A 15,329-nucleotide genomic window follows, 5' to 3' on the forward strand; every position below is an offset into this window, starting at 1 on the left:
GAGAACCACCATCTGAGCATCATATGTCTGCGAGAGGTGGTGTGCGTCATGGCGACGGAAACCCTGCTGCCGTCCGCGTCGCCGGTGCGGTTCGTCGCCGAGGACGGGACGCGGGCCGATCAGCACGGCCCCTACGAAGAGCCGGCCGAAGCGCGGCTCAAGGAGGCCTACCGGCTGATGGTCCTGGGCCGCCGGTTCGACGTCCAGGCGACCGCGCTCACCAAGCAGGGCCGCCTCGCCGTCTACCCCTCCAGCGCCGGCCAGGAGGCCTGCCAGGTCGCCGCCGCGCTCACCCTGGCCAAGCAGGACTGGCTCTTCCCGACCTACCGCGACTCCGTCGCCCTCATCGCCCGCGGCCTGAAGCCCGGCGAAGTCCTGACGCTGCTTCGCGGCGACGCGCACTGCGGCTACAACCCCGCCGAGACGCGCGTAGCGCCTCAGTGCACTCCGCTCGCTACGCAGACTCTGCACGCCACCGGCCTCGCGCACGCGATGCAGCGTCGCGGTGAGGACGGCGTCGCGCTCGCGCTCATCGGCGACGGCGCCACCAGCGAGGGCGACTTCCACGAGGCCCTCAACTTCGCCGCCGTCTTCAAGGCGCCGGTCGTGTTCTTCGTGCAGAACAACCGGTACGCGATCTCCGTGCCGTTCGAGAAGCAGAGCGCCGCGGCCGCCTTGGCGTACAAGGGGATCGGCTACGGCATGCGCTCGGAGCAGGTCGACGGCAACGACGCCGTCGCGGTGCTGAGCGTCCTCGACGACGCGGTGAAGCACGCGCGGGACAAGAACGGCCCGGTCCTCGTCGAGGCCCACACCTACCGGATCGACGCCCACACCAACGCCGACGACGCCACCCGCTACCGCGAAGCCGACGAAGTCGCGAAGTGGCGCGAAGCAGACCCGGTGACCCGGCTCGAGACCTACCTCAAAGCCCAGAAAGCCCTGAGCGACAACGAAATCGAGCAGTTCCGCAGCGACGCCGAAGACTTCGCCCAGACCGTCCGCGACACACTCAACGCCGAGCCCGAGCTGGACCCGCTCTCGCTGTTCGACCACGTCTACGCCGAGCCGACCCGCCACCTCGAAGCGCAGCGGGCCGCTCTCAAAGCCGAGCTGGAGGCCTGATGACGACCACGATGGCGCAGGCGCTCAACGCCGCCCTGCGGGACGCGCTCAAGGACGACGACAACGTGGTCGTGTTCGGCGAGGACGTCGGCGCGCTCGGCGGCGTCTTCCGGGTCACCGACGGCATCACCGCCGACTTCGGCGAGGACCGCTGCTTCGACACCCCGCTGGCCGAGTCCGGCATCGTCGGGTTCGCCGTCGGGATGGCGATGGGCGGCTTCCGCCCGGTCGTCGAGATGCAGTTCGACGCCTTCGCCTACCCGGCGTTCGAGCAGATCACCTCGCACGTCGCGAAGCTGCGCAACCGCACCCGCGGCGCGCTCTCGCTGCCGATGGTCATCCGGATCCCCTACGCCGGCGGCATCGGCGGGGTCGAGCACCACTGCGACTCCAGCGAGGCCTACTACACGCACACGCCGGGCCTGCGCGTCGTCACGCCGGGCACCGCGCAGGACGCCTACGACCTGCTCCGCGACGCCATCGACTCGCCGGACCCGGTCGTCTTCCTCGAGCCGAAGTGCCGCTACTGGTCGAGCGAAGAGGTGAGCTTCACGCGCAGCGGCCCGGCCATGGACAAGGCCGTGGTCCGCAGGGCAGGCAAGGACGTCACGCTCATCGCGTACGGCCCGATGGTCGCCACCGCCCTGGAAACCGCCGAGGCCGCGAAGGAGGAGGGCTGGGACGTCGAGGTCGTCGACCTGCGGTCCTTGAGCCCGTTCGACGACGAGACCGTGACGGCTTCGGTGCGCCGCACCGGCCGCGCGGTGGTCGTCCACGAGGCCGCCGGCTTCGGCGGCTACGGTGCCGAGGTCGTTGCTCGCGTCACGGAGCAGTGCTTCCACCAGCTGCACGCGCCGGTGCTGCGCGTGACCGGCCTCGACATCCCGTTCCCCGCGCCGAAGCTGGAGCGCCACCAGCTGCCGGACGTCGACCGGATCCTCGACACCATCGCGCGCCTGCAGTGGGCCGACACCCCGGTGGTGGCCGGTGCCTGACTTCCTGCTGCCGGACCTCGGCGAGGGCCTGACCGAGGCGGCGATCCTCAACTGGCACGTCAAGGTGGGCGACACCGTCGGCATCGACCAGATCGTCGTCGAGGTCGAGACGGCGAAGGCCGCGGTCGAGGTGCCCGTGCCGTTCGCCGGCGTGGTGTCCGCGCTGCACGGGGAACCCGGCCAGCTGCTGCCGGTGGGCGCGCCGCTGCTGAGCGTCGGCGGGTTCGCCGAGCCGGGCGTCACGACCTCATCAGGGAGCGGCAACGTCCTGATCGGTTACGGCACGGCGCCGACCACACGCCGCAAGCGCGTCCGGCGGGTCGAGGCGCCCGTCGTGAAGGTCGCGGCCCCCGGGGTGATCTCGCCGTTCGTCCGGAAGATGGCCGCGGACAACGGGATCGACCTCGCGAAGGTCACCGCCACCGGCCCGGACGGGATCATCCGGCGCGCCGACGTCGAGGCGGCGCTGGCCAAGCCGGAGAAGCCGGTCGCGAAGGGCAAGCGGATCCCGCTCACCGGCATCCGCAAGGTCGTCGCCGACAAGCTCACGGCGTCGCGGCGGGAGATCCCCGAGGCCACGGTCTGGGTGGACGTCGACGCGTCCGGGCTGGTCGCCGCGCGGGCGGCCCTGAACGCCAAGACGGACCGGCCCGTCAGCCTGCTCGGGCTGATCGCGCGGTTCGCCGTCGCGGGGCTGAAGAAGTACCCGGAGCTGAACTCGCGCGTCGAAGGCGACGAGATCGTCCTGCTGGACGAGATCCACCTCGGCTTCGCCGCGCAGACCGACCGCGGGCTCGTGGTGCCGGTCGTGCGCGACGCCGGTGACCTGTCGACGCGGGACCTGTCGGCGGCGATCGGCGACCGCGCCCGTACCGCGCGCGACGGCAAGCTCGCCCCGACCGACCTGACCGGCGGGACGTTCACCGTCAACAACTACGGCGTCTTCGGTGTCGACGGCTCGGCCGCGATCATCAACCACCCCGAGGCCGCGATCCTCGGCATCGGCCGGATCATCGACCGGCCGTGGGTGGTCGGCGGCGAGCTGGGCGTGCGGAAGGTCTGCGAGCTGACGCTGGCGTTCGACCACCGCGTCTGCGACGGCGGCACGGCGGGCGGGTTCCTGCGGTTCGTCGCGGACTGCGTCGAGTCACCGGTGACCGCCCTCGGTGACCTGTAACGACTCACCGGCGGCCTTGGCCGGAAGTGACGGTGGTGGCACTTAAAGTGTTCGCGTGACGACTCCAGCCCAGCACGACCGCGACCAGGCGGCGGCGCGCGTGGACCGGCTCAAGCAGGACCTGGCGGGCCGGCTCGGCACGGCCCCGGAGCCCGGTGCCGAGGACCCCGAGCCGATGGACCGGCTCGTGGCGGCGGCCACCCGGCTGCTGGACGCCGAGACGGACCTCGACGAGGCCGTGCACCGGCTGGTGTCGGCGGAGCTCGGCGCCCGCCACGCGGCGACGCAGCGCGCGGTCGTGTTCTTCGCCGCCGGGCCGGTGCTCGCCGGGCTCGTCTCGGGCGCGCTCGTGCTGTTCGGCGTGCTGTCACCCGGGTGGCTGCCGCTGCTGGTCCCGCTGTTCGCGGCCGGGATGTGGGTCGGCTTCGCGCCGGTGCGGAAGGTGCCGGCGGTGCTGCGTGAGCGGACACGCGCCGCATGGGCGGGCACGCTCGCCGCGGTGTTCCTGGTGGCGGCGCTGCTCCCGTGGCCGTCGACGACGGCGACGGTGGTGTGCACGGTGCTGGCCGTGCTCGGCACCGCGGCGGCGATCGCCTGGCTGGTGCGCGAAAGCCGGATCCCGTGACGCGCGGCTACGCCACCTACGGCGACGACCCCGACTTCGAGGCGGAGTACGCGGACTACGCCGAGCCGGCCGACGACACGCGCCGCGACCTCGACGAGCTGTTCGCGGCGGTCGACGGGCTGCGCACCGCCGTCCAGGACGCCGACAACCGCGACGCCGGCCTGCGCCAGGAGTTCACGGCCCTCGCCGACCGGCTCGGCCCCGGCGCGTCCCAGGAGCACCGGGTCGACCAGCTCAGCCGCCGGCTCGAACGGCTGCAGCAGCAGGTCCAGGCCCTGGAGCGCGCCGTGCGTGTGTCGGACGGGGTGCCGCGGGCCGACCTCGACGACGTCGGCGCGGAGACGCGGGCCCTGGCGGCGCAGGCCGCGCGCTGGGACGTCCTGCACAAGGAGCTGGTGACGAAGGAGCAGCGCGCCCGCCACGAGCAGGAGATCGCGCGGCTGGACTCGGTGCGCGCGGCCCAGGCCCAGTGCGACGCGGACCTGCTGGAGGTCATCCGCCGCCTCGCGGCAACGGACCACGGTTCCCGCTCCCGCGGCGACGCGGAGTCGTCGCTGCGAGCGTTGAGCACCCGGCGCCGCACCCTGCTGGACGACGAGATCCCGGCGGCCGCCGACGCGGCGGAGCAGGCCCGGCTGGCGTTGCGCGAGGCGGACGCGGTGGACGCCCGGGTGCTGCCCCAGCTGGAGCGCGCGGAGCGAGCGTGGCACGACCTGCAGGTCCGCCTGCGAACCCGGATCACGGACGCGATCGGTTCGAACGCCTTGCTGCCGATGTGGTTCAGCCACGCGCTCGGTGTCGCCCCGCCAAGCGGCACGTCGGGCGACGCGTGGATCCGCACGGCGGCCTCGGTGCTCGCGTATCGGGTGACGTTCGGGATCAAGGACCAGGCGCTGCCGCTGGGGCCACCGGCGACGGACGGGGCCGACACGACGGAGCGCCGCTGGACCTGGCGGGCCCGGCTGGAGTCCGATTTGGACGAACTGTCCCTCTAGACCGCGGCCGGGCGGCGCAACGCCTGACGCCGCAAGCGGTTGAACAGCTTCGCGTTGTTCAACGCGAACACCCCGACCGTCGCCCCGTCACGCTGGTAAGTCGCCACGAACGACTCATCCTCAGGGCCGCCCTCCACGAAGGTGACGGCATCGTCCGGGCGCGGGTGCCCGGCCAGCTGCAACGTCCCCGCGTACTGGTCCGACCAGACGTACCCGCTCGGGACGTACGTGCGCTCGGTCCGCCCGGCCAGGAGGTTGCCCACCGCGACCGGGGCCTGCTCCGACGCGTTCGTCCAGTGCTCGTGGCGGCGGCCCACGCCGTCAGCGTGGTACCGCGCGACGTCGCCGATGGCCACCACCTGGGGTAGGTCCGTCACCAGGCCCGCGTCCGTGTGGACGCCGTTGCCGACGGTCAGGCCCGAGCCCGCCAGCCAGTCCGTCGCTGGGGTCATGCCGACGCCCACCACGACCACGTCGGCCGGGACCACCGAGCCGTCGGCCAGGTGGACGCCGGACTCGGACAGGCTGGAGACGGCGACTCCGCAGCGCAGGTCCGTGCCGTGGTCGGCGTGCAGCCGGGCGCACACCGCCGCCAGCTCCGGGCCCAGCACCGGGGCCAACGGCGCGTCCAAGGCTTCCAGGACGACCACGTCGAGGCCGAGAGAACGGCACGTCGAGGCCACCTCGGCGCCGATGAACCCGGCTCCGACGATCGCCACGCGCACGCCGGGGACCAGGGCGGCCCGCAGCGCCAGGGCGTCGTCGATCGTCCGCAGCGTGTGGGCGCGCTCGAAGCCCGGCAGGGTGCGCGCGCGGCCGCCCGTCGCGATGACGACGCCGTCCGCGTGCACCGAGCTGCCGTCCGAGAGGTGCACCCGGCGAGCTGCCGGGTCCAGGGACGTCGCGCGGACGCCGAGGCGGAAGTCCAGGGCCAGCGACGCGAGGTCGCCGGCGTCGAGCAGCTCCAGCGCGGCGCGGGACGTCGTCCCGGCCAGGAAACCCTTGGACAGCGGCGGCCGGTCGTACGGCAGGTGCGCCTCGTCGCCGATCAACACCACGCCGCCGTCGTAGCCCTGCGCGCGCAGCTCCTGCGCGGCGCGGACCCCGGCCAGTGAGGCGCCGACGACCGCGACGCGCTTCACGCGGCGTCCTCGCGGGCCACACCCTGGACGTAGATGACGCCCTCGTCGACCACGACCGCGTACGTGCGCACCGGTTCCTTCGCGGGCAGGCAGCTCGGCATGCCGGTGCGCAGGTCGAACAGCGCCGCGTGCAGCGGGCACTCGACGAAGCAGCCCTCGAGCCAGCCGTCGGCCAGCGAGGCGTCCTGGTGGGTGCACGTGTCGTCGATGGCGTACAGCTCGCCGTCCTCGGTGTTGAACACCGCGATGGCGGGAGTCCCGGGGATCCGGACGGACTCACCCGGTGGTAGCTCGTCGACGGTGCATGCGCGAATCATGACGCCTCCGCTAACTGTTGCGCATTGAGGAACATCGACTGTGATCCGCAACAAAGTCTGAGTGCCGTGCCAAGCGTCGTCAAGGGGGTACGCCCCGGTAGTTTTTGTTACCCGGTAACGGAGAATCCGGGCACCACGATGCGCCCGTACCGGGGATGGTGGCACGGGCGCAGGTGGGGCGGGCGCTAGCGGGCGGCGGCTTCCCCGTGGCGGTAGAACGCCTGCTTGAGCGGCGCGAGCGGGGTGTTGCCGAGGATCAGGTCCGCGGCCTTCTCCGCGGTCATCATCACCGGCGCGTAGATGTTGCCGTTCGGGATGTAGGGCATGACCGACGCGTCGACGACGCGCAGGCCTTCGGTCCCGTGTACCCGCATCGTCTGCGGATCGATCACGGAACCCTCGTCCACGCCCATCTTGGTCGTGCACGACGGGTGCAGCGCCGTCTCGGCGTCCTTGGCGACCCAGTCGAGGATCTCCTCGTCGGTCTCGACGGACGGTCCCGGCGAGATCTCCCCGCCGTTGTAGCGGTCCATCGCGGACTGGTTGAGGATCTTCCGCGCCACCCGCACGGCTTCGACCCATTCGCGACGGTCGTTTTCGGTGGACAGGTAGTTGAACTTGATCGCCGGGTGCTGCCGCGGGTCGGTCGAGGTGAGCTTCACCGAGCCGCGGGTGTCGGCGTACATCGGGCCGACGTGCACCTGGTAGCCGTGCCCCTCCGTGGGCGCCGAACCGTCGTAGCGGATCGCCACCGGCAGGAAGTGGAACATCAGGTTCGGGTACTTCACCTCGTCGTTCGACCGGACGAACCCGCCGCCTTCGAAGTGGTTGGTCGCGGCCGGGCCGTTCCGCAGGAACAGCCACTGCGCGCCGATGGCGGGCCGCTTCCACTTCGCCAGCGACGGCTGCATCGACACGGGTTCCTTGCAGGCGTACTGGATGTACACCTCCAGGTGATCCTGCAGGTTCTCGCCGACGCCCGGCAGGTCCTTGACGACGTCGATGCCGAGCTTCTCCAGGTCGGCCGCGTTGCCGACGCCGGACAGCTGCAGCAGCTGCGGGCTGTTGATCGCCCCGCCGCAGAGGATGATCTCCTTGCCGTACACCTCACCCGGCACGCCCCGGCCTTCGCTGTACTCGACGCCGATCGCGCGGGTGCCGTCGAAGAGGATCTGCGACACGAACGCGTGCGTCTTCACCGTGAGGTTGGGCCGGTGCTCCACCGGGTGCAGGTAGGCGCCGGCCGCGGACAGCCGGCGTCCTTTCCGGACGTTGCGGTCGAACGCCGCGAAGCCCTCCTGCCGGTAGCCGTTGACGTCGTCGGTGCGCGGGTAACCCGCTTCCTCGGCGGCGTCGAAGAAGGCCTGGAACAAGGGGTTCGACGCCGGGCCGCGTTCCAGCTCCAGCGGTCCGTCGTGGCCTCGCCACTGCCCGTCCGGCGCGTCGGCGAGGCAGTTCTCCATGCGCTGGAAGTACGGCAGGCAGTGCGCGTAGTCCCATGTGGACATACCGGGGTCGCCGGCCCAGCGTTCGTAGTCCATCGGGTTGCCGCGCTGGAAGATCATCCCGTTGATGCTCGACGAGCCGCCGAGCACCTTGCCGCGGGCGTGGTAGATCCGGCGCCGGTTCATGTGCGGCTCGGGCTCGCTGCGGTAGCCCCAGTCGTAGAACTTCGACCCGATCGGGAAGGTCAGCGCGGCCGGCATGTGGATGAAGACGTCCCACTTGTAGTCGGACCGGCCGGCCTCCAGCACCAGCACCTTGTTGTTCGGGTCCGCGGACAGCCGGTTCGCCAGCGCGCAGCCCGCCGAGCCACCGCCGACGATGACGAAGTCGTAGGTATCGGAACTCATGGGGCCTCCTCAGCCGGGTAGTGAATCCGGGGCGTCGTCGGGCATGTGCTCGGGGCTCGTGTGCGACGAACCCCAGGTACCGCGCCGGATGTAGAGCATGATCCCACCGACCACCACGATCAGCCCGGTGACGATCACCGCGCCCCACTGGAAGTACCAGTGGTCGTCGCCGTAGACCTCGGCGCGCGGCCAGATCAGGTTGACGGTCATCCCGGCGCCGTAGACGACGGCGACCGCGTTCACCAGCGTGCCCCAGCGGCCGAGCTTGAAGTACGGCCCGTGGTCGGGGCGCGGCCAGCCGCGGCGCAGGCGGCGGATCAGCATCGGGCCGGTGACCATCAGGTAGGGGATGTAGAACAGGATGATCGCGGTCGAGGTCAGGATGAAGAACGCCCGCTGGTTGCCCAGGTTGATCAGCAGCACCACGATCGTGAGGCCGCCGGTCAGCAGCGCCGGCACGACCGGCGTCTTCGAGCGCGGCGACACCTTGGACATCGCCTTGCTGAACGGCAGCCGCCCGTCGCGCGACATCGCCCACGTCATCCGGATCGCCGCCGTCTGCACGGCCAGGCAGCACACGGTGATCGCGATCGCCGAGCAGATCAGGAAGGCGTCACCGAGTCCCTCGCCGAGGGTGCTCTTCAGCAGGTACGGCATGCCGGACGTGCTGAGCTCCTGCGCGTTGAGGTCGCCGACGGCCATCATGCCGACCAGCATCATCAGGCCGCCGACGATGAACGCGGCGGTGATCGCCCGCAGGATGGCGCGCGGCGCGTGCCGCCGCGGCTGCGTCGTCTCCTCGGCCAGCGAGCCCGCGGTGTCGAAGCCGTAGAAGACGTACGCGCTCATGAGCGACGCCACCAGGAACGCCCCGAGGTACCCGAACGTGTGACCCTCGCCGGTGCCGTGGGTGTCGAAGACGATGCCCGGGCCGCGCTTGATGTGGATGGCCAGCGCGATCACGAGCAGCACGCTCGCGCCGAGCTCCACCGCGACGCCGAAGTTGTTGATCTTCGCCATCAGCTTGACGCCGATGATGTTCACGACCGTGGCGAACACGACCAGGATGAGCGCCAGGATGATGGCGTTCTGCGCGCCGCCCGGCGTCGACGTCAGGCCGGCGTCGGCGTCGGTGCCGACGATCTGGAACGCGGTCGACACCTGCGGCAGGATGATCTGGTAGGCCACCGCGACGGCCGCGGCCGTGACGATCGCGCCGATGATCATGATCCAGCCGGCCAGCCACGACGTCCTGGGCTTCGCGATCTGCTTCGCCCACTGGTACACCGAACCGGCGAGCGGGAACTGCCCGGCGAGCTCGGCGAAGCACAGCGCGACGGCGGCCTGGCCGATGAAGACCAGCGGCCACGTCCAGATGAACGCCGGCCCGCCCGAGCCGAAGCCGAAGAAGAAGAGCTGGAACACGCCGGTCAGGATCGAGATGTAGCTGAACCCGGCGGCGAAGCTGGAGAAGGAGCCCAGGGAACGTTCGAGTTCCTGGCGGTAGCCGAACTTCTCCAGATCGGAGCTGTCGTCCGGGGCAGGCCCCCCGCCCGCCGGCTTTTCCTGAGTGGTCATGGCAACGTCCTCACGTGGTGGGGTGGGGGAGGGTTTCAGCCTTTGAACCAGTGCTGCGGAACGGGATCGATGTTCTGGTAGACGTGCTTGCTCTCCTGGTACTCCGCCAGCCCGGACGGTCCGAGCTCGCGGCCGATGCCGGACCGGCCGAACCCGCCCCACTCCGCCTGCGGCAGGTAGGGGTGGTAGTCGTTGATCCACACGGTGCCGTGGCGCAGGGCCCCGGCGACCCGCTGGGCGCGGGACGCGTCCGACGTCCACACGGCTCCGGCGAGCCCGTACTCGGTGTCGTTGGCCAGCGCGATCGCGTCGGCCTCTTCGGTGAAGCGTTCGACGGTGACGACCGGGCCGAAGACCTCTTCCCGGACCACCGCCATGTCCCTGGTGCAGTCGGAGAACACCGTCGGGCGCAGGAAGAAACCGCTTTCGTACTGCGCGCCTTCGGGCCGTTTGCCGCCGGCTCGGAGCGTTGCGCCTTCGTTGAGAGCGCTTTCGATGTAGCCCTCGACCTTGGCGCGGTGCTGCGCCGAGACGAGCGGGCCCGTCTCGGTCTCGGGATCGAAGCCGTCGCCGACGCGGATCGCCTCGGCGCGCGCGGCGAGGTCCGCCACGAACCGGTCATGGATGCCATCCTGGACGATCAAGCGCGCGCCCGCCGAGCAGACCTGTCCCGAATGGACGAACGCGGCCATCAGCGCGTAGTCGAGCGCGGTGTCGTAGTCGGCGTCGTCGAAGACCACGTTCGGGTTCTTGCCGCCGAGTTCGAGGGCGACCCTGCGGACGCCCTTCGCGGCGGCCGTCATGATCTTCTCGCCGGTCGCGTAACCGCCGGTGAAGGAGACCAGGTCGACGGCGGGGTGCTCGACCATCGCGGCGCCGACGGTCCCGGTGCCGAGCAGCAGGTTGACGACCCCCGGCGGCGTCCCGGCCTCTTCGAGCAGGGCGACCAGCTTGATCGTGGTGAGCGGCGTGACCTCGCTCGGCTTCAGCACGACCGTGTTGCCCGCGGCCAGCGCCGGGGCGACCTTCCAGGACATCTGGAGCAGCGGGTAGTTCCACGGCGCGATCAGGGCGCAGACGCCGACCGGCTCGTGGACGATCCGGCTGACGACGGACGCGCTGCCCGCGTCGACCATTCGCCCGGCGTCCTTGCCGGCGAGGTCGGCGTAGTAGCGGAAGACGTTGGTGACGTCGTCGATGTCGATGCGGCCCTCGCCCAGCGTCTTGCCGGTGTCGAGGCTCTCGGTGCGGGCCAGCTCCTCGCGGTCGCGGACCAGCAGGTCGGCGACGCGGCGGAGCAGTTCGCCGCGCTCGGTGGCGGTCGTCTTCCGCCACGGGCCGTCGTCGAAGGCCTTTTCCGCCGCTCTGACGGCGGCGTCGACCTCCTCGCGACCGGCTTCGGCGACCTTCTCGATCACCTGGCCGGTGGCGGGGTTCAGCACGTCGGAGGCGGTGCCCCCGGACGCGTCCGTCCAGATCCCGTCGATGTGCAGGTCTTTCATGCGGCCCCTTCCGGACTCGGTAGTGGCTGCTCGGCGCGTTGAGTGCGTACATTTGTACGCGAGACGTGTACAGATGTCCACAAGGAGGGTTTCGGCAGCGATGACGAAGAGTGAATCCGCGGGGACCCGACGACGTGGCCCCAACGATCCCGACCGGCGCGCGCGGATCGCCAAGGCGGCGATCGAGGTGGTCGCGCAGCGGGGCATCGACGGGCTCACCCACCGCGCGGTCGCCGCGAAGGCCGACGTCCCGCTGGGCTCGACGACCTACCATTTCGCGACGCTGGACGACCTGCTGGAAGTGGCGCTGCACGAGGCCGCGGAGAAGAACGTCCACGCGCTGAAGGAGTGGGAGGCCGCGCTCCCGCCGGACGCCGACTTCGCCGCGGCGCTCGCCGACCTGGTCATGGGGTACATCAACGAGCAGTACCGGGACACGGTCGTCGAGTACGACCTGTACGTCGCGGCCCTGCACCGTCCCCGGCTCCGCAAGGCGAGCGCGGCCTGGGACGACGCCCTCACCGAGCTCTACGGCATCCGCACCGACCCGCTCACCGGCCGTCTCCTGGCCGGCTTGTTCTGTGGCCTGCTCATGCAGGCGGCCCTGGCCGACCCCCGCCCGACCCGGGAAGAGATCGAGACCCTCTTCCGCCGCGCCATCCACGGCCCCGCTGTGTGATCAGAACGCCGACACGCGTGATTGAGAGGTCGACACGCGTGATTGAAGGGTCGACACGGCAGGGGCTGGGTGTGTCGACGCTCTGATCACGCGTGTCGACCTTCCAATCACGCGAGTTGACCCGGCAATCACGTGTGTCGTCCGGAACGGGTCGGGAGTCTTGGCGGGCGTTGAAAAACTTGGGTTGACATCGCTGCTCGGCGGCAGTCACTCTGTTCCGGAGTGAGCAACAAGACGCGTTCTGCGCAACTACTCCCGAACTGATCCGCGGAGAGGACCACGCCGGTGACCGCAACCGATCTCCCGCCGAGCCTGCTCGCCACGCTGCCCGGCACCTACTACACCGATCCGGCGATCTTCGCGCTGGAGCAGTCGAAGATCTTCGAGGCGGACTGGTTCTGCGCCGTGCGCAGCGCGGACCTCGCCGGCCCCGGCGCGTTCGAGACGGTCCAGGTCGGCAAGGAGAGCGTGCTGGTCTCGCGGGGGCGGGACGGCAAGCTGAACGCGTTCCTCAACGTCTGCCGCCACCGCGGCGCGCGGCTGTGCACCGACGAGTCCGGCACCGTGAAGCGCGCGTTCCAGTGCCCGTACCACGCCTGGACGTACGGCCTCGACGGCAAGCTGATCGCCGCGCCCAACCTCACCGGCATGCCGGACGTCGACCGCACGACGTTCGGCCTCACCCGCGTCCACCTGCGCGAGTGGCTCGGTTACGCCTGGGTCTGCCTGGCCGACGAGCCGCCGCCGTTCGACGGGAGCGTCGTCGCCGCGGTCACCGAACGGCTCGGCGGCGAGAGCGCGATCGAGGCGTACGGCGTCGACGGCCTCGCGCTGGGCAAGCGCATCGAGTACGACGTGAAGGCGAACTGGAAACAGATCATCGAGAACTTCATGGAGTGCTACCACTGCGCGACGATCCACCCGGAGCTCACCGAGGTCCTGCCGGAGTTCGCCGACGGCTACGCCGCGCAGTACTACGTCGGCCACGGCGCGGCGTTCGGCGGTGACGTCCAGGGCTTCACCATCGACGGCAGTGAAGGCGTCGACCGGCTGCCCGGCGTCACCGAGGACCAGGACCGCAAGTACTACGCGATCACCATCCGGCCGCAGGTTTTTGTCAACCTGGTGCCGGACCACGTGATCCTGCACCGGATGTTCCCGCTCGCCCCGGACCGGACGCTGGTGCGCTGCGACTGGCTCTACCTGCCCGGCGTCGTCGAGTCCGGGCGGGACCTGACGCGCTCGGTCGAGCTGTTCCACCGCGTCAACCTGCAGGATTTCGAGGCGTGCGAACGCTGCCAGCTCGCGATGGACTCGCGCTCCTACGCCGGCGGCGGGGTGCTCGTGCCCAGCGAGCACCACATCGGCGAGTTCCACGACTGGGTCCGCGCCCGGCTCGGTCTCTAGATCAGGGCCCGGATGGCCGTCTCGAACCCGGCGACGTGCTCGAGCGTGAGCGCGGCGGCCTTCTCGGCGTCACCCTCGATGATCGCGGTGAGGAGCGGGACGTGCTCGTCGACGTGGCCGGCCATCCCCGGCAGCCGGGGCACGAACACGCACCAGATCCGCGTCGCGAGGTTGTCGTACCGGATCAGCGTGTCCTCGAGGAACGGGTTGTGCACGCACCGGTAGATCGCCCGGTGCAGGGCGAGGTCGGTGCGGAGCAGCTCGGCGTTGTCCCCGGCCGGGACGCCGACGTCGAGCTGCGCGCGCAGCTCGGTGAGCGTGGCCCGGTCGGCCGCGGTCGCGCGCTCGGCCGCGGCGGCCGTGGCCATCGGCTCCAGCGTGCGCCGGACCTCGGAGATGTGCGTGAGGTCGGAGATGTTGACGTCGGTGGCGAACGTGCCCCGCCGCGGGTAGGCGACGACGAGCCGCTCGGACTCGAGGCGTTTCAGCGCTTCGCGGATCGGCGTGCGGCCCATGCCGAGGGTGGTGCCGAGCCACTCCTCGTTGATGGGGTCGCCCGGCCGGATGTCGAGCATGACCAGGCGATCACGGACGAAGAGGTACGCCTGTTCGGCCAGCGATGGGGGATTGACCGGTGGGTTCACGCCGCTTAGCCTACATCGACAATTGATATATCAGAAGTCGACCAGGAGGACTCGGATGCCTCGCACCCCCGGCGCGGACCTGCCGGACCACCCGGACTTCCTCTGGGACGACCCGGAACCCCGCAAGAGCTACGACGTGGTCGTCGTGGGCGGCGGCGGGCACGGCCTCGCCACCGCGTACTACCTGGCGAAGGTACACGGCATCACGAACGTCGCCGTGCTGGAGAAGGGCTGGCTCGCGGGCGGGAACATGGCCCGCAACACCACGATCATCCGCTCCAACTACCTCTGGGACGAGAGCTCCGGCATCTACGAGCACTCCCTCAAGCTGTGGGAGGGCCTCGAAGAGGACCTCGGTTACCCGATCCTGTTCAGCCAGCGCGGGGTGCTGAACCTCGCGCACAGCCTGCAGGACGTCCGCGACAGCGTCCGCCGCGTCGAGGCCAACAAGCTCAACGGGATCGACGCCGAGTGGGTCGACGCCGACGGCGTCAAGGAGCTGTGCCCGATCGTCAACACCTCGCCGGACGTCCGCTACCCGGTGCTCGGCGCGACCTACCAGCCGCGCGCGGGCATCGCGAAGCACGACTACGTGGCCTGGGGCTTCGCCCGCGCTGCGCACGCGATGGGCGTCGACCTCATCCAGAACTGCGAGGTCACCGGCATCTCGACGGTGAACGGCCGGGTCACAGCGGTCGAGACCAGCCGGGGCCGGATCGCCGCGGGCAAGGTCGCGTTGTGCGCCGCCGGGCACTCGTCGGTGCTGGCCCGCATGGTGGGGCTCGACCTGCCGCTCGTGTCGCATCCGTTGCAGGCCCTGGTGTCCGAGCTGCTGGAGCCGATCCACCCGACGGTCGTGATGTCGAACGCCGTGCACGTCTACGTTTCCCAAGCGCACAAGGGTGAGCTCGTGATGGGTGCCGGCATCGACAGCTACAACGGCTACGGCCAGCGCGGCTCGTTCCACATCATCGAGCAGCAGATGGCCGCCGCGCTGGAGCTGTTCCCGGTGTTCGCGCGGGCGCACCTGCTGCGGACGTGGGCCGGCATCGTCGACGTCAGCCCGGACGCGTCGCCGATCGTCGGGCTGACGCCGGTCGAGAACCTGTTCCTCAACTGCGGCTGGGGCACCGGCGGTTTCAAGGCCACGCCCGGTGTCGGTGACGTCTTCGCGGCCACCATCGCGCGGGGCAAACCGCACGAGTACGCCGAACCGTTCACCTTGGACCGGTTCACCACCGGTGCCCTCGTCGACGAGCACGGCGCCGCCGCCGTCGCGCATTAGGAGTC

General features: G+C 70.6%; 14 protein-coding genes. 8 read left to right on the forward strand and 6 right to left on the reverse strand.

The genetic code is table 11. The features are described 5' to 3' along the window. Positions 1-48 precede the first annotated feature (48 nt). From pdhA to ACIOD2_RS12505, 5 genes are read left to right on the forward strand one after another with little or no spacing between them, the layout of a single operon-like run. Positions 49-1,125, forward strand: coding sequence for a pyruvate dehydrogenase (acetyl-transferring) E1 component subunit alpha (gene pdhA, locus ACIOD2_RS12485; RefSeq protein ID WP_400537054.1), 1,077 nt, complete (start codon positions 49-51; stop codon positions 1,123-1,125). Beyond that, entirely contained in the window at positions 1,125-2,120 is a 996-nt protein-coding gene (locus tag ACIOD2_RS12490) for an alpha-ketoacid dehydrogenase subunit beta (RefSeq protein ID WP_400537056.1), read from the forward strand. The genes pdhA and ACIOD2_RS12490 overlap by 1 nt, the downstream gene beginning before the upstream one ends. Further along, complete coding sequence (locus ACIOD2_RS12495) at positions 2,113-3,297, forward strand: dihydrolipoamide acetyltransferase family protein (protein ID WP_400537058.1); 1,185 nt, start codon at positions 2,113-2,115, stop codon at positions 3,295-3,297. Before ACIOD2_RS12490 ends, ACIOD2_RS12495 begins: the two co-directional genes overlap by 8 nt. Before the next feature lie 55 nt (positions 3,298-3,352). Further along, positions 3,353-3,922: a hypothetical protein gene (locus ACIOD2_RS12500; protein ID WP_400537060.1), complete on the forward strand. Its 570-nt coding sequence runs from the start codon at positions 3,353-3,355 to the stop codon at positions 3,920-3,922. Further along, entirely contained in the window at positions 3,919-4,917 is a 999-nt protein-coding gene (locus ACIOD2_RS12505; RefSeq protein WP_400537063.1) for a hypothetical protein, read from the forward strand. The genes ACIOD2_RS12500 and ACIOD2_RS12505 overlap by 4 nt, the downstream gene beginning before the upstream one ends. Here the strand turns inward: ACIOD2_RS12505 and ACIOD2_RS12510 are convergent. The 5 genes from ACIOD2_RS12510 to ACIOD2_RS12530 form a co-directional block, all read right to left on the reverse strand. After that, positions 4,914-6,059: an NAD(P)/FAD-dependent oxidoreductase gene (locus ACIOD2_RS12510; RefSeq protein WP_400537065.1), complete on the reverse strand. Its 1,146-nt coding sequence runs from the start codon at positions 6,057-6,059 to the stop codon at positions 4,914-4,916. The two genes, ACIOD2_RS12505 and ACIOD2_RS12510, sit on opposite strands and share 4 nt — an antisense overlap. Further along, the gene (locus ACIOD2_RS12515) at positions 6,056-6,376 is read right to left on the reverse strand and encodes a bifunctional 3-phenylpropionate/cinnamic acid dioxygenase ferredoxin subunit (protein WP_400537068.1); all 321 of its coding nucleotides are present in this window, start codon (positions 6,374-6,376) and stop codon (positions 6,056-6,058) included. Before ACIOD2_RS12515 ends, ACIOD2_RS12510 begins: the two co-directional genes overlap by 4 nt. 185 nt (positions 6,377-6,561) lie before the next feature. Further along, a complete protein-coding gene (gene betA, locus ACIOD2_RS12520; protein WP_400537070.1) occupies positions 6,562-8,229 on the reverse strand; it encodes a choline dehydrogenase in 1,668 nt (555 codons plus the stop codon). A 9-nt stretch (positions 8,230-8,238) separates the two neighbouring features. After that, entirely contained in the window at positions 8,239-9,807 is a 1,569-nt protein-coding gene (locus ACIOD2_RS12525) for an amino acid permease (protein WP_400537073.1), read from the reverse strand. A 35-nt stretch (positions 9,808-9,842) separates the two neighbouring features. Beyond that, positions 9,843-11,309: an aldehyde dehydrogenase family protein gene (locus ACIOD2_RS12530; RefSeq protein WP_400537075.1), complete on the reverse strand. Its 1,467-nt coding sequence runs from the start codon at positions 11,307-11,309 to the stop codon at positions 9,843-9,845. Positions 11,310-11,409: 100 nt separating this feature from the next. On the opposite strand from ACIOD2_RS12530, the gene ACIOD2_RS12535 reads away from it, so the two are divergent. After that, positions 11,410-11,988 (forward strand): TetR/AcrR family transcriptional regulator, encoded by a 579-nt coding sequence (locus ACIOD2_RS12535; protein WP_400537076.1) that lies wholly within the window; start codon positions 11,410-11,412, stop codon positions 11,986-11,988. A 285-nt stretch (positions 11,989-12,273) separates the two neighbouring features. Beyond that, positions 12,274-13,395 carry an aromatic ring-hydroxylating dioxygenase subunit alpha gene (locus tag ACIOD2_RS12540; RefSeq protein ID WP_400537078.1) on the forward strand — a complete coding sequence of 374 codons (1,122 nt, stop codon included), beginning with the start codon at positions 12,274-12,276 and terminating at the stop codon, positions 13,393-13,395. Here the strand turns inward: ACIOD2_RS12540 and ACIOD2_RS12545 are convergent. Then, positions 13,392-14,039, reverse strand: coding sequence for a GntR family transcriptional regulator (locus ACIOD2_RS12545; RefSeq protein WP_400537080.1), 648 nt, complete (start codon positions 14,037-14,039; stop codon positions 13,392-13,394). The two genes, ACIOD2_RS12540 and ACIOD2_RS12545, sit on opposite strands and share 4 nt — an antisense overlap. A 55-nt stretch (positions 14,040-14,094) precedes the next feature. On the opposite strand from ACIOD2_RS12545, the gene ACIOD2_RS12550 reads away from it, so the two are divergent. Then, complete coding sequence (locus tag ACIOD2_RS12550) at positions 14,095-15,324, forward strand: sarcosine oxidase subunit beta family protein (protein ID WP_400537082.1); 1,230 nt, start codon at positions 14,095-14,097, stop codon at positions 15,322-15,324. The last annotated feature ends 5 nt before the right edge of the window (positions 15,325-15,329 follow it).

The sequence above is a fragment of the Amycolatopsis sp. NPDC088138 genome (assembly GCF_044741685.1).
In the GTDB taxonomy this organism is placed as follows: Bacteria; Actinomycetota; Actinomycetes; order Mycobacteriales; family Pseudonocardiaceae; genus Amycolatopsis.